Below are 21,286 nucleotides of genomic sequence, written 5' to 3' on the forward strand. Positions count from 1 at the left end.
ATCTAACCCTGATCCCCCCACGAGTCCACGCGCCCTAAATCCGGGGCGTCGAACCACTCCCCCGCGAACTCGTGAGGCTTAGACCCCGATGAAGAGGACGACAGTAAACAGCGCGAGGACGACTGCGCCCAGCCTTCGATGGCGGTAAATTTCGTGATTCGCCATATTTAGTGCGGTTGCCAAAAGACTGGTTGCGGATCTGCACCCGGTTCCGCACCATGCGTGGGCAATAGATGACGAGAAGCCCCCACTCGAAAATGCCACCGGTTAGGGGCTCCCCAGCTGGCCAAGGGTCTGCGCAAAAGGCGAAACCGTTCGGGCTCCGGCCGAACGGCTACGGAATCCCCGAGGCTGCTTTGCCATGTCAAGTAACGCGCATCCAGGAAGGGTCCGCTTCCATTTGCTGGTTCTTACCATCCGAAGGGATGACTCGGGCAGGCAGTGCCTCCACTATCTTGCAGGCTTGATGAAACTATTTCGTGATTCCGGGTGAGGGTCTTCGTCGGGGTGCGTCTGTATTGGTGGGAAACACTATTTCCCCCATACAGCTAGGTGTTATCGGCCAGCTACACAGCGCTGTGTTGGGCTTCAACCATCATCACACTTGAACCCAACAAGATTAGTAAGACGGCTTCCCATCAGGGGGAAAGTCTGCCATGGTTCACGTACCACTTAGTTCCACTCGGAGGTAATTCATGCAGGAAACACTTATGGGCGGGTTGGCGGCAGTGGTGGCATTTGTGCCGTTACTGCTGCTCTTCCTCGTCATCCTTATTGTTGGGTTGTTGATCGCCAAAGCGATCTCGAAGGCACTGTCGAAGGTGCTGGAGAAGGTTGGATTCGACCGTTTGGTCGAGCGCGGCGGGGTGAAGAAGGCACTTGACAAGTCGTCTTTGGATGCCAGTGACATCATTGCGAAGATCTTGTACTACACGCTGGTCCTGTTCGTTCTGCAGTTCGCCTTCGGTGTCTTCGGCCAGAACCCGGTCAGTGACCTGCTAGCGGGCATCATCGCGTTCTTGCCAAAGATCATCATCGCGATCATCATCGTCATCATCAGCGCGGCGATCGCTGCAGCAGTCAAGACTCTCATTGAGCGTGCCCTCGGCGGTCTGTCCTACGGCAAGGTGCTGGCGAACATTGCGAGCATCTTCATCATCGGCATCGGCGTCATCGCTGCGCTGAACCAGGTGGACATCGCTGTCACCGTCACCACCCCGATTCTGATCGCGGTTCTCGCGACCATTGGCGGAGTGATTGTCGTCGGCGCGGGCGGCGGGCTGATCAAGCCAATGTCCCAGCGCTGGGAAACCTACCTCACCAAGGCTGAGGAAGAAGCCCCCAAGATCAAGGAGCAGGCCCAGAACGCACCATCCGTCAAGGAGCAGGCGCAGCAGACGAAGGCCAAGGCCCAGCAGCAGGTGCCTAAAGCCCAGCCTCAGGGCCCGGGCGCGCACCGCTACTAGATTTACCCGCAAATCGCACTGTCCAGCACATCACCGAAATTTGATAGCAAGGAGCAGAACATGATCACGCAGGAAAATATCGACAGCCTTTTGAGCAACGGCGGAAACGTCATCGACAACGACGGCGCCAAGGTCGGTTCAGTCGGACAGATCTACCTCGACGACCAGACCGGGAACCCGAGCTGGGTGACTGTAAAGACCGGGATGTTCGGCACTTCGGAATCGTTCGCACCCCTGGAAGGTGCCCAGGTCGACGGCAACGACGTCCGCGTCGGATACTCCAAAGACCAGATCAAGGATGCACCCCGGGTTGACCCCGACGGTGACCTGTCCGTTGAAGAAGAAGCCCGGCTCTACCAGCACTATGGTCTGAGCAGCCCAGGTAACACCGACACCTACGATGAGTCGGCGACGACACGCAACGAGCAGGGCTTCCAGCCAGGCGACGAGCGCGTCGATCACGCCGGCGAGTCCGGGGTAGTAGGCCATGACACGTCCGGCCCCACCACTGATGATGCGATGACTCGTTCCGAGGAGCGCCTGAATGTTGGTACCGAAAACCGGGAAGTCGGTCGGGCCAGGTTGCGCAAGCATGTGGTTACAGAGATGGTCACCAAGACCGTTCCGGTCAGCCGTGAGGAAATCACGATTGAGCGCGAGCCAATCACCGACGCCAACCGCGATGCCGCAACTTCTGGGCCAGATATCAGCGAAGAGGAACACGAAGTGATCCTGCACGCCGAGACCCCAGTCGTGGAGAAGGAGACCGTTGCCGTTGAGCGTGTCCGGTTGGGCAAGGAAACCGTGACCGATCAGGAAACCGTGACCGAGGAAGTCCGCAAGGAACAGATTGATACCGACACTGATGCCGACACCACCACCGACGACAGCCGCCGGGACAACCGCTAGAAAATCATTGGCACCCTACCGCCCTGTCGGGTACCCCTCGTCAGGTACCCGACAGGGCGGTGGTGGCCTTGATAAAGGAGTGACACATGAGTACCAGTGCAGGCTCGGCTAAATCCCCAGACAATAATCGTCCGGATTCTAGTCATACCGAAAACGGTGCCGACTCTCGGCGTGCCAAACGCGACCGCGGCGACGCGCACCACCAGGACAATGATCCGGATGCTGGTCACGGTCTTGAACACGATGTCGCCCGGGAGAAGGAAGAGTTCGGCGGAATCAAGATCGGTTCAGCGTTCTTCGGGTGGCTCACCGCGACCGGGACCGCGATCCTCTTGAGCGCTCTCGCAGCGGCGCTCGGGGCGGCAGTAGGCTCGGCAACAAACACTGATATCGCCGGAGAAGCCACTGCGGACCCGCAAACCGCCGGGATCGTCAGCAGCATCGTGTTACTAGTGATCCTGCTGATCGCCTACTACTGCGGCGGATACGTTGCAGGCCGGATGGCACGATTTAACGGCGTCAAGCAAGGCATCGCCGTCTGGGTGTGGGCTGTAGTCATCGCCATTATCGTGGCGGTATTGGGCCTCATCGCGGGCGACCAGTTCAACATCCTGGCGCAAGTCAACAGCTTCCCGCAGATCCCCGCCGGCGATGACCTCACCACTGCAGGAATCATCGCTGCTGTCGTCGCAGCCGCAGTTGCCCTTCTGGGGGCGATCCTTGGAGGTCTCGCAGGGATGCGCTTCCACCGCAAAGTGGACAAAGCAGGACTCCGAAACTGACGCCCTTCCGGCGCCGCCATTGACGGTTCCCGGACAAGAGACCGGTGCGGTTCCCCCCGGGGCGAGAGCCGGGGGGAACCGCACCTCAAAACCCCTCTATAGGTAAACGGGACCCCTATCAAGACAGTGAAACGAAGGAGAGAACATGCAGATCGACAAAAAACAGATACTGGACCATCTGAAAGGCCAGGGAGATAACGATAAGGCCGACCAGGCCGAGCAGGAACTACCCGACCAGGTCGACACTGATAAGGATCAAAGCATGCTCGCCAAATTAGGCATCAACCCACAGGACCTGATCGGCAAACTCCCCGGCGGCCTCGGGGGCTAAATGACTCCACCCCACAGAACCGAGCCCCGCAATGGAACGGACATTCCCGTTGCGGGGCTCTTTTGCCCAAAATTCGCTCCGCACCCAGAGCACATGCCGAACAGGGCGACCTCGCTATCAAGGGACTGCTGAAAGTCTGTACAAGCTGATGGCTATTCGGTCGGAGTCACTTCAGCACCTGCGAGCTTGGGCTACCGGCTGGCGGTAGTTGCAAAGATGCGTTGGCTGCTACATAACCGGGACACCCGGTTCTCCCCGACGGTAAAACCCTGGACTTCGACTTCACCGGCGATGAACCGGTATTCGAAGGTACGCGTCGGACCAATCACGGGCCGTGACCGGTGCTGCCTTCCACACGTAGAAGGCTTGGGTTGGAGAAACCCAGCACCTAAGCAGGCCACCGCGACGGCTACGTGGTCTGGCTCTCAGCCAGGTACGGTGCTCCTTCGAAACGCTTTGCGATAACTTCTTACATGGATAAGCAGCACCCCCACCGCGGAAACGTCGCACCGAAAATCTAAACTAGATTCCTACAGATGGTGTGATTAAGCCCACACTAGGAAGATGTGATGGATGGTGCCTTCGGAACGACTCATTGGAATAAGTAGATCATCGCTGTGTCCGATCAGCCATGACAGGGGGCGCGGTCAGTGTCGTCGGTACGATTCGCAGAAAGAAGGAGAACCCGTGACTCCACAATGTAATGAGGAGGTCCCTTGACGCCGGTGCGCCAGCAACGTAGCTCCAAACTCGGGGAGGCGGCCGACGCTGTGCTCGTGGAACGCTCCATCGATGGTGACCCCGAAGCGTTCGAAGTTCTGGTCCGACGCTACGCAAGGATGATGCGAGCCTACGCCGCGCGGGTGGTCGGTGGATATGGCCCCGATGCCGATGATGTAGTCCAGGAAGCACTGGTGGCGGCGTGGACGCGGATGGAGGATGTGCGCGAGAGCCAGTCCATCAAGAGTTGGTTGATGTCCATCGTCGGGCACAAAGCGATTGACCTGATCCGGCGGCGAAAACCCACCACCAACCTTGACGAGCACCAGCATCCGGGCTCGCAGGACAATGTGGAGGACCAGGTGGAAAACCGGTCCGCTGCCGACGCGGTGTCCCTCGCAGTGAAGGCACTCCCGCCGGATCAGCAACAGTGTTGGACACTGCGGGAAATCGGAGAAATGAGCTACGCACAGATCGCCGAGGAACTTGGCATCAGCGAATCGACCGTCCGCGGCCGGCTCACACGGGCAAGAAACACACTGATGAAGGAAATGGGGGCATGGCGATGAGCAGCGAAGAGAACATCGAAGACAACCTCGGATGCGGACGGACCATCGATGAACTCGATGAATACCTCTCCAACGGCCGCGCCCCCGTCAACCGGGAGATCGAGCAATGCCCCGAATGCCAGGCGGCCCTCGCCGCACTCACCCGACTACGGGAACTCACCCCTACCCTGCTGCAGCGTGACATGGAACTCCACTCGGACGATGACGAAACCTGGCTTGATGAGCTATTCACCACCATCACCATCCAGGCCCGCGCCGGTAGAACACTGACCATCAGCAGTGATGACCCCGACCTGACCCTGACCCAAACCGAGGGAGCGGTTCTGTCCCTGATTCGGGCGGCAGGCGATGCCGTCAACGGCGCACTGGTGGGCCGCTGCCGGCTGCACGGGGATCTCACCACACCCGACGCGGAGATCACAGTCGACGTGCAGATGTCCGTTTTCTGGAAGGACGAATACCTGCCTTCTCTCGCTGACGCGATCCGCACGGAAATACGAGACACCCTGGACCGCCATACCGAACTGAACATCACCACCATCGACATCACAGTTGTCGACCTGGAAACCCCCACCGGAGGCAACTCATGATCACCGCCGCGGAACTCGAAGACCTCGCTGCGAACCATGAAGGGGTCGCCGAAATCTACCCGGTGAACCCCTTGACCGGCATCCTGACCGACCTCACAGCAAACCTGAGCAAGGCCCAGAGCCCTGACCGGATCTCCATCACCACGCAGAACGGGAAGGTACAGGTCAAGGCCCGGATCAGCGTGTTCAACGACGCGCAGTCACCCGCGCTTCTCCGCGGCCTCGCAACGGCCATCAAACAGGCCGTACTCACCACCGCGGCGGCCGAAACAACCTGTAACGTACTCCTCGAAATCGCTGGCACCCGCCGCGCAGACACAGCCAAAGAACCCCCACCATAGCCAGCCCACGGGCACCTCATAGGACGACCAAGGCGCCCGGATGAATACCCTCCAGCATCGCCCTGGCACACGAGAACGCTTAGATCTCCATCCAAACCACCTCAAACAAGCAGTAGTCCCACACGGGGGACCGCACCAGAAAGAAGGATCACACCATGATTGGATTCATCATCGCAGGGCTCGTCATCGGCGCATTGGCACGGCTGATCAAACCCGGCAAACAAAACCTCAGCCTACTCATGACCCTGCTGCTAGGACTGGCCGGATCGGTCATCGGAGGAGTCATCGCCAACCTCCTGGGCACCGGTGACATCTTCGAGCTCAACATTTTCGGCTTCATCGTTTCCGTCATCACCGCCGTCCTGCTCGTCGGTGTCGCTGAAAGTGTCGCCGGCCGTAAGAACATCCGACGCTAAAGGGTAGCCCCCTTCGGGTGGGTTACCCTCAAGAATCCTGCCGGGATCCGCCCGGCAGTGCACCCAGTAAAGAGGAGATACCCATGGGACTGGACGACAAAATCAAAAACACCACCGAAAAGCTCACCGGCAAGGTGAAGCAAGGCCACGGAGAAGCAACCGGCAACGAGGATCTGAAAGCCGAAGGACAGAAAGACCAGTCCAAAGCCAGCCTCAAAGACGCCGGAGAGAACGTTAAGGACGCCTTCAAGAAGTGAACCAAACGGGATGGGTGCCCTACTGCCAGGGCACCCATTCACTTCGAAGCGCCCGCCCCAACTAGCAACCAGACAAGAATAGAAAATGACCGCAGCCTCCGATCAAAGCCTCATCACGCTGGAACTGACACGCACCCAACTGGCCCAATCGATCCTAGATTCCCTCCAGTGCTGCAAATCAGTCACCGGAACCGACATCCTTGAGGCCAGCGAGGGTCCCTACCGGCAGCCAACCAGCCTTGTACGACAACTTAAGAAGCCGACGAACACCTGCACACACTGCGACCGACGCTACCGCCGCCGGCCTCTAACCGATCAACTTCCACGCTTGCACCCGTGACCGCTGATGCCTGCGGCATGAATCCGGCCTCCCGAAAGTCACAATCGGACTCTTTGGCACCGCTGTAAATTCGAAGGCCACGAGGTCCTACCCCGCTGCGCGAGATCGGAGAGAAGGGATTTACCGTCCCGGAACTCATGGGCCCCTGATGGGTGGGGCTTCCTCTCAAAGAAAAGTGGTCCATTATGCAACGCTTCCAACTCAAACACTGGCTCAAAACGAGCCTGTGGCCCCTCCCGTTCTCCTTATCATCGGTGGAATCGCCCTGGCGACGATAACCACCTCCATCGATCCGGTAGGGGCTCTGATCCCGCAAAGCATCAGCGGCGATACCACCGCAGCGATGCAAATCCTCTATCTCATCTCCTTCTCGATGCTGACCCTGACCGGGCTGCTGCTCTCGCTCCTGGTGCTGGTGGTTCAGGTAGCGATGGGAAGTTTCTCCCCGCGCATCGTTCGGCAAATCCTGCAGGGCCGGCCCTCACAGGCGGCCATCGGGTTTTTCGCCGGGACCTTCACCTACTCCATGCTGTGCAAGCGTGTCGTGAGAACCACACCGGAAGCCGGGACAGTGCCCGGACTGGCCGTCCTTGTCGCCATCATCTTGGTCCTGGGCTGTATCGTGACCCTTGTCTGGTACCTGAACCACATCGGCCAGTCACTGCGTGTGGCCGCACTGGTCGGGTGGGTAGCTGACGACACCCTAGCGACACTGGACCGGGTCTACCCACATCAAGGCAACGATACCCATTCAAGGGACAACCTCATCGACGCGCAGCAGGGCGGCGTCCTCTTCGAGATCGACCACCAGCGACTCATCACCCTGGCCAAACGTGCCAACTGCCGTCTGGAACTCTTGTGGACCGTCGGCGACTTTGTACCTACCGGTGCTGCCATGGTCCAGACCATCGGTGACCCATCCCGGCTCTCCGGTGCCGCGGTTTCCCGCTGCATCTTTCTGGGCCCGGAACGGACCCTCAATCAGGATGTAGCCTACGGGATCAGGATGCTTGTTGATATCGCCGAACAGGCCTTGGCTTCCGGCCCGTTCGATGACCCGACTACTGCCGTTCAAGCCATCGACCGCCTACACGACATCCTGCGTCAAATTGCCCGTCGGCCGCTGCACTCCGGAGAATACGAAGACTCAAACGGAACGCTGCGCCTCACCGTACCCACCCTGCAATGGGTCGGCTTCGTCCGTCTCGCGTTCGATGAAATACGCCAGGCCGGAGCAGGCTCACCCCAAGTGACCCGACGCCTCACAGCAGCACTGGATGACCTCATCACGGTAGCCCCACCAGAGCGCCGAGGTGCACTGGAGCAACAATGCCACCTGCTCCGGGACGCCGTAGCGGCCTCCGCCCTTAACAAAACAGACCAACAGGCCGCGCTCACACCAGACGCGTCCGGCATCGGCTCAGCCGGCGAACTCGTCGCCTATGATCGACTTCGCTGAGGCTCCTACCGGCACCCCGGCAATCTATCCACAGGATTCGGGGCCAGCTCGAATCAGATGAACCATGCTCGGATACCCTCGCCCTCCTAGCCTCCTGCTAGCCACCTTCCTGCAACATTTCCGCTATCTCCAACCCCGTAGCACTGGGAGGCATCACCCTTGCAGTCGCGACCCTCATCACGTGGACACTGTGGCCACGCAATGAACGCCCCGTCAAGGCCAGCAGTGCCTAACGCGATGCTGCGGCAGGGTTCAGCGACCACGTGCGCGGCCATCCTCATCGGACTGACACTGTTAGGTTCTGGCCTCGTTTCCTCGACACCTACCCTCGCCGCCTGGCAAGACACCACCATCGGCGTAGGATCCATGACGGCGAAGGTTCTCCCGGCGCCCACCGGATCGTGCGCCTACACCAGCGCCCAATCCAACCGGAGCTTCACGTTCACCTGGCGGTACCCGGCCGGAAGCGGATACAACCTGACGAATGTCCAATTTGTGCGCGCCACCTCCCTAACCAATCGCACACTCATTGCCCTCCCAACAGCGGCCTACACCTCCACCGGCCCAAACACGAACGGCGACTACACCACCACCATCAACGCCAACGCAAACGGCGGGTACTTCACGGGCATGTATAGCGACACCACAGCATTTCGGCTCGGGCTACGCAGCACAGAAAATGGTTGGACCTCAACGGCTTCAACCGCCAACGTAAGACTCAACGCCAGTGAGCTGCTGCGGTGATTTCGGACAGCGGATTTGATGGTTTTCTTTACGCTGCCATGGCTGGCTGCTGGTAACTGTAATGGACGTCGTTGGGCCGGCGGTAATCGATGGCTGAATGCCGTCGGCGGCTGTTGTAGAAGCCCTCGATGTAGCGGATGACGTCTCGTTTTGCTTGTTGTTTGGTGGCGTAAACGGCGCGGTAGACCCGCTCGTTTTTCAAGGCCCCGAAGAAGCTCTCGGCCAGGCTGTTGTCCCAACACACCCTGGTGCGTCCCATCGAGGATCGCATACCCAGCCCGGTGACCAACGTCCTGAACATAGCCGAGGTATAGACGCTGCCGCGGTCGGAGTGGAAAATCGCATCTGCCTCCACCAGGGTGGTCCGGGCTGCGTTGTTCAGTGCGTCCGCGACGAGGTCGGTACGCATGTGATCGGCGATGGACCAGCCCACGACTTTCTTCGAATAGCAGTCGATCACGGTGGCCGAATAGATGAATCCCTGCCACGTGTGAATGTAAGTGATGTCGCCGACGAACTTCACCCCGGGCTGGTCCGCGGTGAAGTCGCGTTTCACCAGGTCCGGGACCGCGGCAGCCCCTTCGGCGTCGGCGTGGGTGGTGACCCGGAACGGGCGCGGCTGGCACGGCACCAACTCTTCGGCGCGCATGATCGAGCGCACCAGCTCCGGGGAACACAGCGTCCCCTTGCGCGGCGAGGTCGGCGTGGATCCGCCGATACCCGTACGTCCCGTCGGCTGCCTCGAAGAAGTACCGGATACGCATCGCCAGTACCTGTTTGCGGGCCGCAGTGGCCGAGCGGGGCCGGGAGAGCCAGTCATAGAATCCGGAGGTCGATACGGTCAGCCACAGGCACATCTTCCAGACCGGGTCCGTGGCCCCGGGGGTGTTCTTTTGGGAATCGATGAACTCGTACTTCGCCACTACCGTGGATCCCTTGCAAAGTACGAGGCCGCTTTTTTCAAGAATGCGGCCTCGGCGCGGAGTTCCTGGTTTTCCCGCTCGAGTTCCTTCAGCCGGGCACGTTCTGAAACGCTCAGATCGGTTTCGGTCCCACCCTGGGATTCACGGTATTTCATCACCCACCGGCGCAGGGTCTCCGGCCCTACCCCGTAGGCCTTGGCGACATCCACCACGGGCTTGGATGTATCGATAACTTCCCGGGCCAGCTCGTCCTTGAACTCCTGGCTAAACCGGCGACGCGATGCAGACATACTGCGGATCTCACTTTCAGTAGAAACCTCAGTTTAAGAGGTCCCACTGTCCGAAATCCCTAGGCCGCTCAGTCGACGCTGCGCGGGCAACCGGTCGGTTGCGGCTCTGGGCAACTGTCCGCGAGTGGAATGCTCCATCATTTCGGGTCCTCGCCAAGGTCGGCTTCACGGACAGTGGCCGTCGGTCCGAAGATGCCGAACACGGAGATACTTTCTGGATGGTTCGCGACCTTTCGCACCCATAGCTCCAATCGTCATCCGGGACTGCTAATAGCTTGCTTTACCGAACACCGAACGGGACTGCCCTCAATAAGTTCTTGACTGTCTCGAAGGCCGGCCGTTAACGGTGATGTCCAACCGCTTGCACTTTCTACATCTTGAAGGGCAAGATTCCCGTCTGGTACTACGATCGACTGTCGCCGCGTCGAGCCGATGCTGCACATATCCAGTCCACCTCGATCTTGAGATACTTTCATCATGACCACAGACAACAAGGCCATGCTCGAGCACGTCATCACCGAGGTGTTCGCCGAAGACTTCGTGACTAGGCGCGTCGGCTCTGACGAAGGCCACGGAACGCATAGTGTCCAGGTGAACAGCCGCTACCGCGAGGACCGGACAGTGATCATACGAGCCGGCCTCGTGTGGATGGAGGCCTTCATTCCTGAACTGAATGTTCAAACGGGCATCCTGGTGGACGACGGCGAGGAAGACGACGATCCCGCCGACGTGATAGGGGGCTACAAAGAGGGAGAGTTGAGAAAAATTTGCCGTGTCGTGCATGCGTACCTCGAAGGAGGAGGGCGTGTCCGCGAGAGGCGTAGCATGTTGGGCCGCGGCGTCGTCCGCAAATTGATCATTGAATCGGACGGCTTCGAGTGGCGCTTAGGTCGAAACTTCTCGAGCGGCCCGAAGCCGCTCTGACCCGCCAAGAAATCCCGTGCAGTGCAGTTGAAGTGCCAGCAGCTAGAGAGCTTCTCCCAGAGGTCCCAGACGTGCGAAGGAGACAAATGAGGGTATCGGTGTCGGCAGGAATAAGTTCGGTCTGTGCCCTGACGCGAGCGGTGGTTTTGATTTCCTCGTGGATGGTCAGTTCCTGCGGGAGCTTGTATTTGACACGGATGACCTGGAGAAGTACGACATCACTCTGTTGCGACGACGCAAGTTGCCCTTCGGCGCCGCCCAAGATCAGATTCGTCGGCTGAAGGGCGAGCTTCCAGGCGAGTTCTTTCCGCGCCGTGTCTGGCTCTACCTCTGCGGTGCATGTTGACGCTCACCATTCCGCCTGGACCCCTTCTTGTTACTGCTGGGGATCACGGCCGGACGTTTCGTGGTGTGACTCAGACGGGAGGTTGGTAGTTAATGGACTTCAGCCAGTCAGGAAAATCCAGCACCGCGGGGTGGATGGTGCGAACCTGGTACAGGTCGGCCTGGTAGGCCGGGGTCTCGGCGAACCAACCGAACATGGCCTGCATATCGTGCTGGCCACCCAAGACGCTCAGAGGCAGTGCCTCATATCGTGCGGGCAATCCGGTGTGCTCGGCATAGGCGTTGGCGAGTTCAGACCCGGTGCGCTGATCCCCTGCGATTTCGATGGCATTGCCGGCGATGGCCGCTGGGTTCATCAGGGCGGTGGCGGCGATGATTCCGACGTCCCGGGCGGCGACCATCTGCAGCGGCACACCGTCGGGCAGGGGCAGCCGCAGGACGAGTTCGCCGCTTTCCACCGAGGGTGCCATGTAGTGGAGGTTGTCCATGAAGAACACCGGCCGGATAAAGGTCACGGGCAAACCCAATTCCTCCAGGTGCTCCTCGATACGGCGCTTGGATTCGAAATGCGGAATTCCGGAGTGCCGCTCAGCCCCACCGACGGAACTGAACAGGACGTGCGGAACCTGCGCAGTGTGAGCTGCATCCGCGACCGCCAGGCCCTGCCGGGTCTCCCCTACGGTGTCCTCGGTCTGCATCCCACCCGGCGGGGCGCTCATGAAAAACAGTGCCTGGACGCCTTGCAACGCGGAAACCAGCGTCGAAGGCGCATCGGCATCCACCTGCACCAACTCAACCCCCCGCTCGTGAAGGGCGTGCGCCTTATCCGAAGACGGATTGCGCACCAGGGCGCGCACGGAGGCCCCCTGGTCCAGCAACGCGTTGATGACCGCTCCGCCCTGCTGGCCGGTGGCTCCATAGACGGCGATGATCCCGGGAGAGTTCACGGTGTGCTCCTTATCTTGGAAAAATGGTGAACCTGGCGTCGGCGCAGAACACGGCCCGGATGGTGCTGCCCCTCGCATCATCGCGATGCAAGGTTCCGGCGCGACGGGCCAAGGCTGATCCCAACCGCGCGCAGAAGGCTACGCTCGATAAACCGATAGTCTCCCGTAATACCAAAATTAGCTAGGGTAGGCGCGAGAAATCCTCGCCTCAAATTCCTAGGAGCTGGTGCGGCAGCCGGTGAGTGGACCGGCTTCTCCGCCACCGCTTCAAGAGAGATCACCTCACGGCATTGAGGCCGCAGACGATCCCCGCCCTCCCATTGACTTCGTAAGCAACGCACGATGAGTGGGCATCAGACATGTTCAGTATCTTGTCTGTCTCACCCCGACCATTGATGTATGAGAACCCTCAACCTGACGTTCCGCGAATTTTGACCGCATCCAATCTTGTTGGCTTCGCTGATCCACAGCGCCAAACCATGTGCTTCGATAAGCCCGGACCATTCCCCGTGAGGGATGCGTTCTACATGGTCGCCCTGGTTCCCGCTCCGGTTCCGGACTCGGAGTCTCTGGGTTGTCATAGCCGAAATCGTTTCGGTCCTGCACCATGAACCCTCAATTTTCGATAGCGGTGTGGAGTTTAAAGTTAAGATGAAGTTTGAGAGCCCGTTCCGAGACTGTCAGATCCGCCTCGGTGCCGCCGTTTGCCGCGCGGTACTTGACCAGCCAGTTGCGGAGCGTTTCGGGGCCGACACCGTAAGCGATAGCGACGTCCTTAATCGGCTTGGACGTATTGATCACCTCACGGCACAGCTCGTCCTTGAACTCCTGGGTAAATCGCTTACGTGATGCCGTCATGCTGATCTCTACTTTCAGTAGACCCCCATTTTAAGAGGACCCACTGTCCGAGATCTCCGTGGCAGCTCAGTATTTCATCACCCACCGGCGCAGGGTCTCCGGCCCTACCCCGTAGGCCTTGGCGACATCCACCACGGGCTTGGATGTATCGATAACTTCCCGGGCCAACTCGTCCTTGAACTCCTGGCTAAACCGGCGACGCGATGCAGACATACTGCCAATCTCACTTTCAGTAGAAACCTCAGTTTAAGAGGTCCCACTGTCCGAAATCCCTAGGCCGCTCAGACCCTCACTCGCCGTGGCAGCGCGGGTCCAACGAGAATCTCAATGGTTTGCTGCGCCAGCACTTCCCGAAGGGCACGGACCTTTCCGTCCACACACCCCAGCGGCTGCTCGAGGTCGCGACCGAACTCAATGACCGGCCGCGTAAAACCCTCGGCGGAATCACCCCCGCTTACGCCATGCAACAACTACTATTCGAACCAGAAACCCCTACCGTTGCGACGACCGCTTGAATACACCGATCCTTCAGCGGGCGGATCGCGCGTCGTAGCCGCTCGCACCTCTTAGATCAGTGGTTAGAGCATTCAGATTGTCGACGTATCCAACCGACCCAAGCGTGCCCTCCCCGTTACCCCAGGGGCGTACCAGGTCGTCCCCCTGATATCGAGGGATTAGGTGTACATGTAGGTGAAATACGTCCTGCCACGCTGCGGTGCCGTTGCTCTGAATCAGAGTTAGGCCTTCAGGATTCAGCCGTTGCCTAAGCAGGTTGGCAACGCGCCAGACGCCTCTCATTGTGGCTGAGAATTGCTCCTGGTTCATGTCGAAGGCGATGGCCGCGTGAATGAGTGGCACCACCAAGGTGTGCCCTCGGGTAGCCGGATTGATGTCGAGAAAGGCCACAACATCGTCGCTGGAGAAGAAGATTTGATCTCTGGAATCGTGACTAACGATGCCGCAAAATGGGCAATCGTCCTGAGCGAATTCTGGAGGTTCTGGTGTCATACCCCATGTGTACACGACTGGAACGCGAGTTAACAACGAACGTCCAGCTGCGTCCGGTAACGATCGTTTCTGACATGGGCCAGTCTCAGCTATAGAATCCCGGCGCCAATACCATTGAATGATGGCGATCAACTTCTATGTGCGTACTGCTGAACCCGAGGAAATCCCGAGGATGGCGAGAGTTCATGTGGACACCTGGCGCGAGACCTACCGGGGATTGATGACCGATGCTGTGCTGGACGATCCCGCTCTTCTAAGTTGGCGGGAAAAATTATGGACCGCGGCCCTAATTGATCCAAAGCGCAGCCAGAACACCGCCGCCATCGCTTCACATGAAGGTGCCGTAATAGGAATTGCAATGTCCGGCCCATCTCTTGACGGCCCCGATGAGCCACAGCAGTTGTACCTTCTCTACGTATACGCCGCGTTCCACGGTTCGGGGGTAGGTGCAACTCTCCTCGATGCAGTCATCGACCGCACTCCGCCTGTTGCGCTCTGGGTCGCCGATCCTAACCCCCGCGCACAAGCTTTCTACCGGAAGCATGAGTTTGTTACCGACGGGGCAGTGAGAATTGAGGACGATGTAAGGTCGGTTAGAATGACCCGAAATGATCTAGCAGCGACGACCCACTAGGGATCCATCAGGGAACCCGCTCGGTCGGGCTGACTCCCTAACCACGGGTGTCGGGCTACAACGAGCTTTGGGATGGGTGGTATTGAAGCCACTTCTTCTCCACAGCTTCTATCACGTCAATGTTGTGGTGTTTGGCAAGGAGAAGCGTGTGAGCAAAAACATCAGCAACTTCATCAGCCATTCCATCGCCTATTTCTGCAGCGGTAAGCCCCTTTGTGCGGGCCTGCCCAATCTGAGGTGTGTCAAGGATGTGAGACAGCCGGTTAGTTTTTTCGGGGGTTAGGCAGCTGCGGGTAGCGGCTGGATTTGGGTCGTGAAGTTGGCCATTGCTGTTGCCGGGGGTAGCCCTTGATTGTTGGTGTGGGGCCGCCAGCGGTTGTAGAACACATCGATGTAGCGCATGGTCGCCCGGCGGGCGTCCGGTGGCGAAGCTGTGGTGGTAGTAGAACTCGTTCTTCAGGGTGGAAAACGCCGACTCCGCGACGGCATTGTCCCAACACACCCCGGTGGCGCCCATCGACTGCCGGACACTGTTCCCGGTGCACCAGGCACCCATTTCCCGGGAGGTGTATTGGGCGCCGCGGTCGCTATGGAAGATGGCATCCGGGGCTAGGCGCCCGCGGTCTCTGGCCATTTCAAGGGCGCCTGTGACGAGGGAAGCGCGCATATGTCCGGCCATGGACCAGCCCACAATCATGCGGGTGCATAGGTCGATGACGGTGGCCAGGTTAAGCCATCCTTCGCCGGTGCGCAGATAGGTGACGTCCCCGACGAGCTTCGTACCAGGGGTATCTGCGGTGAAGTCCCGGCCGATGAGGTCCGCGAAGACTTTGTCCGGGTCTGAGGGGATGGTCGTACGTTTGAACGCGCGCATCCGCTCGGCTGCCCAGCCGTTCTCCGCCATGATCTTGGCGACCGTTCCTACGGAAACCTCGACACCGGTGCCGGCGAGTTTGGTGTGGACTATGCGGTGGCCGAAGATCCCGTCGGAGGAATCAAACATCGCCTTCACATGGCCGGTCAGCTCCCGGTGCCGGGCAGCCGTCGCAGATTCTTTGCGGTCAAGCCATCGATAATACGGGGCCCGCGGAATGCCCAGCCGTGCGCACATCTAGGTGACAGGGAATTCGGCGTTCTTCTCCTGAACAAGCCGGTAGAGGTCTTCTACCGTTGTTCTTTGGCGAAGAACGCCGACACTTTTTCAGGAAATCGTTCTCCCTTTCGAGTTCTCGCAGCCGGGCCTCTAGGGCCTTATATTTCGCGGGATCCACCGGATCATCCGGCTTGCTGCCGGCCCCGGAATCTCCTTCCCGGTGCAGCTGCACCCACCGCTTCAGCGCGGTCACGGAAATCCCCAGCTCAGGGGCAACAGAGGCCGGCGAACGGCCAGAAGAGATCACGAGATTCACGGCATCAGCCTTGAACTTATTGGAATAAGTGGGACGAGAAGACATGGGCACAATCCTTTCAAACTGTGTCTCACATCAGTAGTACACCTCAGTAGGCAAGAGCGCCTGGGCGCGCGCATACCGGGATGGGACGCGGGCTAGAAGTTGAATCCGAGATATTCGCCACTCGATGAGGCGATGAAGCATCCGCATCACCGAGGACACCGCAAACGCGATCGATAACCAGACAAATGGTTTTGCCGCCCCGAAATAGATGTTGACGAGCGGCCGACCCGCAGGAACGTGGCGAATCTTTTGAGGCACCATGGTGTTGCCATCGAACGCGGCAACTTCTTCGCGGAACAAACGGACGACCGGAGTCATGCCGCGCTCCCGAGACATGCCCATGAATGGCCAGAAGCATCATCGTTCTTTGTCATTCTGATCCCCATCATCGCTGGGCGAGTCCTCCGCGCAACCAGGGCGCGAAGCGCCGGAAGAGAGCCAAATTTTCGTTCGGCGCTCCTCTGTCGCTTATTTCCTCGCGAAATTTTGACCCGCTCCCGGTTCCCCAAGTTGCACTCCGGCCCCTCCTACCCAGCGGTGACTCCTCTATCAGAACGACGCACAAATCTGACCGACACGCCCGGTGCCGGCCAGTCGCTGAAGGAGAAGGAACATGGAACCGCTAACCATCAAAACCCCCGCCGACGTCCTCAGTTTCATTGGCCACACCTTGGGGTTTTGGCCCCAGGAAAGCCTGGTCTGCATCACCCTGGTTGATAACCATGTAGGCCCAACCCTCCGCGTCGACCTGCCGAAGCCACGCAATGAAATCAGCTACGCGAAGATGGTGGCAGGCTGCCTCGGCCACGACACCAGCGCTGAAGATGTGATCTTCGCCGTCTACACGTCGGAGCCCAGGAATGGCGATCAAAAGCCACAGGCGGCAACTATTGCTGCGCTTACAGGTGCCCTAGCCGAGCGAGGACTCACCATCAGGGAAGGACTCCTCGTCGGAGATCAAACAGTGTCACAGTACGACGGCGATCCTGACACGAGCGTCCAGCTCCCCTTGAGTGCCACGCAATCCAGCCAGATCAACGCCGAATTCGTCTACCGCGGCAGCGCCATCGAACCCACCAACCGCATCATGCTGCCAGCATCCACCAAAGAATCCCAAAGCGTGGATGCCGTTGAGAGCCGCGTCGCCGCCATCCAATGCCTGAACCATCGGGATGCGATGGAGCAGGCCAGGACGCTTTGGACAGAAATGCTGGACGCGAAAGCATACCCGGACGACGAGCAGACCGTCAGCCTGATCGCGAACCTCCAGTTCCCCTCCATCCGCGACCAGCTCATGGCCGACATTCCTGGAATCGACGAACCCATGGACCGGATTCTCCTGGCCCAAACACACGGCAAGCCGCAGTGGTCCCGCATCGAATGGGCCGAGCAACTGCTCGTTCATGCATACACGCACAGTGCCACAATTCATTCGGCTCCAGCTTTGACCGCCATTGCGTTCATCAACTGGTGGGAAGGCAGAGGCAGCAAGGCCCACCAGTTCCTGCAGCTAGCCCTCGACGCCGACCCCAACTATCATCTGGCCAGGCTCAGCGACCAAATGATCGGAACCGGAATCGTCGCTGGCTGGAGCATGGATAAAGGTACGGCCTACCGGGGTCGGGGACTCGAAGCTTCATAAGTCCCTCAATCAAGGGGTTGGGCGGCGGGCCCCGGCGGGCCGTTTCGGAGCCAGTTCTCCACCGTCGCCTCCCATCCGTCCGGGTCGGCATTCCACTCCTGCGTGTGCTCCGTGGAGGGAAAAGTGAACAGCGTTGCCAGTTCGGGGCGTCGGGTGACGAACTCGCGGGAAATGGCAAAGGGTGTCGAACGGTCCCCTTCGCTGTGAATGACGAGGATGGGAACACTGAGTTCGTCGGCCCGGGCCAAAAAGTCCAACGTATGAAAGCTCAAGGGATCGTCCAGGCCAGTAATCCAGCGTGTTCCGGATGACCCAAGGATCTGCAGTCCAAGCCGTGCAACCCAACCGGGGAGCATACTGGACCGGGCGTTGGCCACTAGAGTGCAGGTCCAGTCGATAACGGGGGCATCGAGCACGAGCCGGGAGATGACGTCCCGAAACTCCGATGATGCCGCGAGCTGAAGAGCAATTGAGGCACCGAGGGACCAACCGAAAAGAACTATCTGGCGTGCACCCTCCCCCACGGCATACGACACCGCAGCTTCAACGTCGCACCATTCGGACTGCCCCAGGTGATACCGGGCGTCCTTGGACGCAGGCGCATCCCGGTCGTTCCGGAGTGAAACAACCAGAGAGGTGTATCCCAGCCGGTCCGCAACAGGAACGCCGCGGAGGGCGCCAGCTCTCGATCCGCCCAAGCCATGGACATGGATCGCCCAAATGGAATCTCCGGACGCCTGGGCCGGTGTGAACTTCCAGGCGGGCGCCACGCCGTTCTCGACAGGAATCTGAACGTCCGAGTAGGGCAGCCCTAACGGCTCCGGCGCCGGATAGACGTATCCGCTCCAAATGCCGGCCTTGGCGGTCTGCAGGTCTCCGGAGTCAACCCGTTCGACTAGGCGGATTACCGTTCCAGTGTTGGGGTCGGTCGACACAATCTTTCCAATGCAGGCGTGGCCTGCGCCGTTGGAAAACCAGATGCTGTAGCGGCCTCGGGTCGTCGTCCGTGCAGTTCTCGGCAACTCCACCACCAGTTTTCCGTCGGCGCCGTGGAAAACGCGACGGATTTGCAGATCTTCCCTCCGTTGCGTCTTGGGCACAACAACTTGACGGGCGAAATAGGCGGCCTCGAGGAAGGTGGCGGCGCCAGCAATGCCGCAGCTCATGGCCACAGCGACAGCAGCCCTACGCATCGGCGTCGTCCTCGGGATTCAGGCGTTCGTCGATGGCTTTGCGGAGCCGCAGCAACGTCTCCGGAGAAATTCCCTGCAGCTGTCTTGCGGCGAAGTTTCTCACGCGGTTTTCCCTCAGTGTGCGCAGTAGTTCGAGTTGCGCGTCCACCAAGTCGGGAATCTCGCCGTCGTCGTCCAAAAGGTATCGGGCGTCAACGCCGAAGAATTCGGCGAGGTTCTGCAAAAGCTGCGGGTCAGTCGCCATGGAACTATCGCCGGCACGCATGTAAGCCCAGCGGGAGCGAGACAACGGCGTTCCGCGATCTGACATGTGCCTGCTTATCTGCGGATACCTAAGGGGCGCTGATCCCTGGGCCTCATAAAGATCGAGCAGGAGATTCAGCTTCCGCGCTAGTTTCGCCTGCGGCTGTTCGTGGATCCAACCGTCGCTGTCGGTCACGGATGAGTGTCTCCTTTCCGTGAGACCCCTGGTCGTCGATGTTCGGGTACTGTCAACCGGGTTCTAAGATGTTGCTCCGTTTCTCGCAGAACATCAAGATCATTTTGACTCAGCGATTGGGCAAGGTGCGGGTCCACGAACAGGGCGTCCTGGATCTCTATCAACATCCTATGTAGCCGGCGCTTGGGTGCATCGTGGCGGTCGACCGCAGTTTGGGTCAAATTTAGTCGGATTTCGGATCGCTCCGACGTGATTCGGTCCCAGAGCCCTGACAATCGTTCAACGAGGATAGCTGCGGCACGGGCATCAGCCCTGCGCTCCAGCCGACGTGCGACGGGCGGCAAGGCTAAGCCGACGCAGAGGAAAACCATGGCGGCCACTAGTGCGGCGTCGTACACGTAGGAGAGACGCGTCATTGCCTCAAGCTCCCCTATGAGATGGAGAACGTTCATTCCCAGCACGACGAGGACCAACACCACAGCCAGAGCGCAGCCCACGCCGATAAACATCAAAGCGACGCGAAAATACGGCCTTGCCATCTCGCCGCGGAACCTGAAACAGGTAGAGCCGGTGATGGCCATCACCACGCCGATATAGAGGAACTGGACGCTCGAGTACACGGCGGCCGGCCACTGACTTCCGAAATCCCTCATGAAAGAAGTGGAAGTCAGCGGAGCATCAATCAGGCTGAAGCTGACAATGAGGGCCACAACCACAGTCCCAAGCGTCCAAAGCCCTGCCCTTTTGTGAGCGTCTACCGTCTCGCTGACATTAGCGGCCCGCAGGATCGCGCGGGACAGGAAGTAGATACCCACAACCATGAAGATATTGGCTATGAGGTCAAGAAGATTGCGGCTACCGAGCAGCCGGTCTCCCGCGGTATAAATCAGGTCAACGTTGAGCGTAAGTGCGGTGGCTATGGTTAGGGCCGCCACCAGGATGCTCTTGTCCTTGCGCCGCTTTAGATCCGGCAGGAGGCACAGAGCCAGGCACCAGATCACGGCAGCAGCAATTCCCTGAATCATCCGAAGATCCGTTCAAACGAGCGCGGCTCGAGGCTGCTGTCCCGGATGGCGGCAGCAAAAAGATCCGCCAAGGTTTCGGCAGCGGCCTCGATGTGGTCCAGGAAGTCACTTCGTCCTAGGATTCGCGACACCCTTTTCGCCGGAGAGGTTCGGAAACAAAGTCTCCGCATAGTGTGAGGACACCACAAGCTCATCGTGACGGAGGACCATATGCCCCAGTTCGTGAAGGATGAACTGCTGACGATGTAGTGCCGACGGCGTGGGCGCGTGCAGGACTATCTCCGCACTATCTGTTGACAGCCACAACCCGCAGACCGATCCCCCGTTCAGGGACTCGGAAACGGCGACCTCGATCCGCCGATGCCGGAGGGTTTCGACAATCGATAACAGCCCTTCCAACGAAAGACGGCTCGGTAGATTGAGTGCGAGGAATCCTGCTGCAGCGCTTCGCGCCGGCGAATACTTTGCGGAAGCTGCGTCGTCCATCGGAACCCCATCCTGCGGCCGCCGATGTTTGCCGGCCGGTCGCCGTTCGTCCCACGGCCCCTCTTCCAAGACCGTCCGGAACCATCTCAGTTCCATTGAACGCTCATACTCTGGACATGTCCAGAGATTTCAAACAAAACGGCTTCAGGAAGGGCATCCAACTTCTCCGAGAGGCACGCAGGCCAGCTAGATGA

26 protein-coding genes and 3 pseudogenes are annotated in these 21,286 nt (G+C 59.4%); 16 read left to right on the forward strand and 13 right to left on the reverse strand.

The window, feature by feature from the left end:
• The first annotated feature begins 695 nt into the window (after nucleotides 1-695).
• The 11 genes from ACX80G_RS11030 to ACX80G_RS11080 all read left to right on the forward strand — a co-directional run bounded on the left by ACX80G_RS11030 (nucleotide 696) and on the right by ACX80G_RS11080 (nucleotide 8,924).
• The gene (locus ACX80G_RS11030) at nucleotides 696-1,466 is read left to right on the forward strand and encodes a mechanosensitive ion channel family protein (protein ID WP_459307690.1); all 771 of its coding nucleotides are present in this window, start codon (nucleotides 696-698) and stop codon (nucleotides 1,464-1,466) included.
• A 60-nt stretch (nucleotides 1,467-1,526) separates the two neighbouring features.
• Nucleotides 1,527-2,375 carry a DUF2382 domain-containing protein gene (locus ACX80G_RS11035; protein WP_459307691.1) on the forward strand — a complete coding sequence of 283 codons (849 nt, stop codon included), beginning with the start codon at nucleotides 1,527-1,529 and terminating at the stop codon, nucleotides 2,373-2,375.
• A gap of 86 nt (nucleotides 2,376-2,461) precedes the next feature.
• Nucleotides 2,462-3,157: a hypothetical protein gene (locus ACX80G_RS11040; RefSeq protein WP_459307692.1), complete on the forward strand. Its 696-nt coding sequence runs from the start codon at nucleotides 2,462-2,464 to the stop codon at nucleotides 3,155-3,157.
• 145 nt (nucleotides 3,158-3,302) lie between these two features.
• Complete coding sequence (locus ACX80G_RS11045) at nucleotides 3,303-3,488, forward strand: hypothetical protein (RefSeq protein ID WP_459307693.1); 186 nt, start codon at nucleotides 3,303-3,305, stop codon at nucleotides 3,486-3,488.
• 725 nt (nucleotides 3,489-4,213) lie between these two features.
• Nucleotides 4,214-4,777, forward strand: coding sequence for an RNA polymerase sigma factor (locus ACX80G_RS11050; RefSeq protein ID WP_459307784.1), 564 nt, complete (start codon nucleotides 4,214-4,216; stop codon nucleotides 4,775-4,777).
• Nucleotides 4,768-5,367 carry a hypothetical protein gene (locus tag ACX80G_RS11055; protein WP_459307694.1) on the forward strand — a complete coding sequence of 200 codons (600 nt, stop codon included), beginning with the start codon at nucleotides 4,768-4,770 and terminating at the stop codon, nucleotides 5,365-5,367. Before ACX80G_RS11050 ends, ACX80G_RS11055 begins: the two co-directional genes overlap by 10 nt.
• On the forward strand, nucleotides 5,364-5,708 hold the full coding sequence (locus tag ACX80G_RS11060) for a hypothetical protein (RefSeq protein ID WP_459307695.1): 345 nt from the start codon (nucleotides 5,364-5,366) through the stop codon (nucleotides 5,706-5,708). Before ACX80G_RS11055 ends, ACX80G_RS11060 begins: the two co-directional genes overlap by 4 nt.
• A gap of 155 nt (nucleotides 5,709-5,863) precedes the next feature.
• Complete coding sequence (locus ACX80G_RS11065; RefSeq protein ID WP_459307696.1) at nucleotides 5,864-6,124, forward strand: GlsB/YeaQ/YmgE family stress response membrane protein; 261 nt, start codon at nucleotides 5,864-5,866, stop codon at nucleotides 6,122-6,124.
• Nucleotides 6,125-6,207: 83 nt separating this feature from the next.
• Entirely contained in the window at nucleotides 6,208-6,381 is a 174-nt protein-coding gene (locus tag ACX80G_RS11070) for a CsbD family protein (RefSeq protein WP_459307697.1), read from the forward strand.
• Nucleotides 6,382-6,947: 566 nt separating this feature from the next.
• Nucleotides 6,948-8,180: a DUF2254 domain-containing protein gene (locus ACX80G_RS11075; protein ID WP_459307698.1), complete on the forward strand. Its 1,233-nt coding sequence runs from the start codon at nucleotides 6,948-6,950 to the stop codon at nucleotides 8,178-8,180.
• Between the two features lie 225 nt (nucleotides 8,181-8,405).
• The gene (locus ACX80G_RS11080; RefSeq protein WP_459307699.1) at nucleotides 8,406-8,924 is read left to right on the forward strand and encodes a hypothetical protein; all 519 of its coding nucleotides are present in this window, start codon (nucleotides 8,406-8,408) and stop codon (nucleotides 8,922-8,924) included.
• 28 nt (nucleotides 8,925-8,952) lie between these two features.
• On the opposite strand, the gene ACX80G_RS11085 is transcribed toward ACX80G_RS11080, so the two are convergent.
• A complete protein-coding gene (locus tag ACX80G_RS11085) occupies nucleotides 8,953-9,744 on the reverse strand; it encodes an IS3 family transposase (RefSeq protein WP_459307700.1) in 792 nt (263 codons plus the stop codon).
• Between the two features lie 102 nt (nucleotides 9,745-9,846).
• A complete protein-coding gene (locus ACX80G_RS11090; RefSeq protein WP_459307701.1) occupies nucleotides 9,847-10,137 on the reverse strand; it encodes a transposase in 291 nt (96 codons plus the stop codon).
• Between the two features lie 477 nt (nucleotides 10,138-10,614).
• Between ACX80G_RS11090 and ACX80G_RS11095 the strand changes: the two genes are divergently transcribed.
• Nucleotides 10,615-11,061, forward strand: coding sequence for a hypothetical protein (locus ACX80G_RS11095; RefSeq protein ID WP_459307702.1), 447 nt, complete (start codon nucleotides 10,615-10,617; stop codon nucleotides 11,059-11,061).
• A 157-nt stretch (nucleotides 11,062-11,218) separates the two neighbouring features.
• The gene (locus ACX80G_RS11100; protein ID WP_459307703.1) at nucleotides 11,219-11,407 is read left to right on the forward strand and encodes a hypothetical protein; all 189 of its coding nucleotides are present in this window, start codon (nucleotides 11,219-11,221) and stop codon (nucleotides 11,405-11,407) included.
• A gap of 70 nt (nucleotides 11,408-11,477) precedes the next feature.
• On the opposite strand, the gene ACX80G_RS11105 is transcribed toward ACX80G_RS11100, so the two are convergent.
• The 3 genes and pseudogenes from ACX80G_RS11105 to ACX80G_RS11115 form a co-directional block, all read right to left on the reverse strand.
• Nucleotides 11,478-12,353 (reverse strand): NmrA/HSCARG family protein, encoded by an 876-nt coding sequence (locus tag ACX80G_RS11105; protein ID WP_459307704.1) that lies wholly within the window; start codon nucleotides 12,351-12,353, stop codon nucleotides 11,478-11,480.
• 663 nt (nucleotides 12,354-13,016) lie between these two features.
• Nucleotides 13,017-13,211: pseudogene (locus tag ACX80G_RS11110) on the reverse strand (transposase); the annotation flags it as partial.
• A 69-nt stretch (nucleotides 13,212-13,280) separates the two neighbouring features.
• Nucleotides 13,281-13,424 (reverse strand): annotated as a pseudogene (locus tag ACX80G_RS11115) (transposase); the annotation flags it as partial.
• 71 nt (nucleotides 13,425-13,495) lie between these two features.
• On the opposite strand from ACX80G_RS11115, the pseudogene ACX80G_RS11120 reads away from it, so the two are divergent.
• A pseudogene (locus ACX80G_RS11120) lies at nucleotides 13,496-13,726 on the forward strand (transposase); the annotation flags it as partial.
• Nucleotides 13,727-13,739: 13 nt separating this feature from the next.
• Here the strand turns inward: ACX80G_RS11120 and ACX80G_RS11125 are convergent.
• Complete coding sequence (locus ACX80G_RS11125) at nucleotides 13,740-14,219, reverse strand: HIT family protein (protein ID WP_459307705.1); 480 nt, start codon at nucleotides 14,217-14,219, stop codon at nucleotides 13,740-13,742.
• A 121-nt stretch (nucleotides 14,220-14,340) separates the two neighbouring features.
• Here ACX80G_RS11125 and ACX80G_RS11130 point away from each other — a divergent pair, with 121 nt between their 5' ends.
• Nucleotides 14,341-14,853, forward strand: coding sequence for a GNAT family N-acetyltransferase (locus tag ACX80G_RS11130; RefSeq protein ID WP_459307706.1), 513 nt, complete (start codon nucleotides 14,341-14,343; stop codon nucleotides 14,851-14,853).
• A 55-nt stretch (nucleotides 14,854-14,908) separates the two neighbouring features.
• Here the strand turns inward: ACX80G_RS11130 and ACX80G_RS11135 are convergent, their stop codons facing one another.
• From ACX80G_RS11135 to ACX80G_RS11145, 3 genes are read right to left on the reverse strand one after another with little or no spacing between them, the layout of a single operon-like run.
• On the reverse strand, nucleotides 14,909-15,964 hold the full coding sequence (locus ACX80G_RS11135) for an IS3 family transposase (protein ID WP_459307707.1): 1,056 nt from the start codon (nucleotides 15,962-15,964) through the stop codon (nucleotides 14,909-14,911).
• Nucleotides 15,915-16,307: a transposase gene (locus ACX80G_RS11140; protein ID WP_459307708.1), complete on the reverse strand. Its 393-nt coding sequence runs from the start codon at nucleotides 16,305-16,307 to the stop codon at nucleotides 15,915-15,917. The genes ACX80G_RS11135 and ACX80G_RS11140 overlap by 50 nt, the downstream gene beginning before the upstream one ends.
• Nucleotides 16,308-16,337: 30 nt before the next feature.
• Nucleotides 16,338-16,625 carry a hypothetical protein gene (locus ACX80G_RS11145; protein WP_459307709.1) on the reverse strand — a complete coding sequence of 96 codons (288 nt, stop codon included), beginning with the start codon at nucleotides 16,623-16,625 and terminating at the stop codon, nucleotides 16,338-16,340.
• A gap of 295 nt (nucleotides 16,626-16,920) precedes the next feature.
• Here ACX80G_RS11145 and ACX80G_RS11150 point away from each other — a divergent pair, with 295 nt between their 5' ends.
• Complete coding sequence (locus tag ACX80G_RS11150) at nucleotides 16,921-17,949, forward strand: DUF4192 domain-containing protein (protein ID WP_459307710.1); 1,029 nt, start codon at nucleotides 16,921-16,923, stop codon at nucleotides 17,947-17,949.
• A 5-nt stretch (nucleotides 17,950-17,954) separates the two neighbouring features.
• Here ACX80G_RS11150 and ACX80G_RS11155 read toward each other — a convergent pair whose 3' ends face one another.
• From ACX80G_RS11155 to ACX80G_RS11170, 4 genes are all read right to left on the reverse strand, one after another.
• Nucleotides 17,955-19,142 carry an alpha/beta hydrolase gene (locus ACX80G_RS11155; RefSeq protein WP_459307711.1) on the reverse strand — a complete coding sequence of 396 codons (1,188 nt, stop codon included), beginning with the start codon at nucleotides 19,140-19,142 and terminating at the stop codon, nucleotides 17,955-17,957.
• Nucleotides 19,135-19,581 (reverse strand): hypothetical protein, encoded by a 447-nt coding sequence (locus ACX80G_RS11160; protein ID WP_459307712.1) that lies wholly within the window; start codon nucleotides 19,579-19,581, stop codon nucleotides 19,135-19,137. The genes ACX80G_RS11155 and ACX80G_RS11160 overlap by 8 nt, the downstream gene beginning before the upstream one ends.
• Nucleotides 19,578-20,606 (reverse strand): DUF6545 domain-containing protein, encoded by a 1,029-nt coding sequence (locus tag ACX80G_RS11165; RefSeq protein WP_459307713.1) that lies wholly within the window; start codon nucleotides 20,604-20,606, stop codon nucleotides 19,578-19,580. Before ACX80G_RS11165 ends, ACX80G_RS11160 begins: the two co-directional genes overlap by 4 nt.
• Nucleotides 20,607-20,711: 105 nt before the next feature.
• Nucleotides 20,712-21,092, reverse strand: coding sequence for a hypothetical protein (locus ACX80G_RS11170; RefSeq protein WP_459307714.1), 381 nt, complete (start codon nucleotides 21,090-21,092; stop codon nucleotides 20,712-20,714).
• Nucleotides 21,093-21,286 lie beyond the last annotated feature (194 nt).

Source organism: Arthrobacter glycogeni (assembly GCF_054510815.1).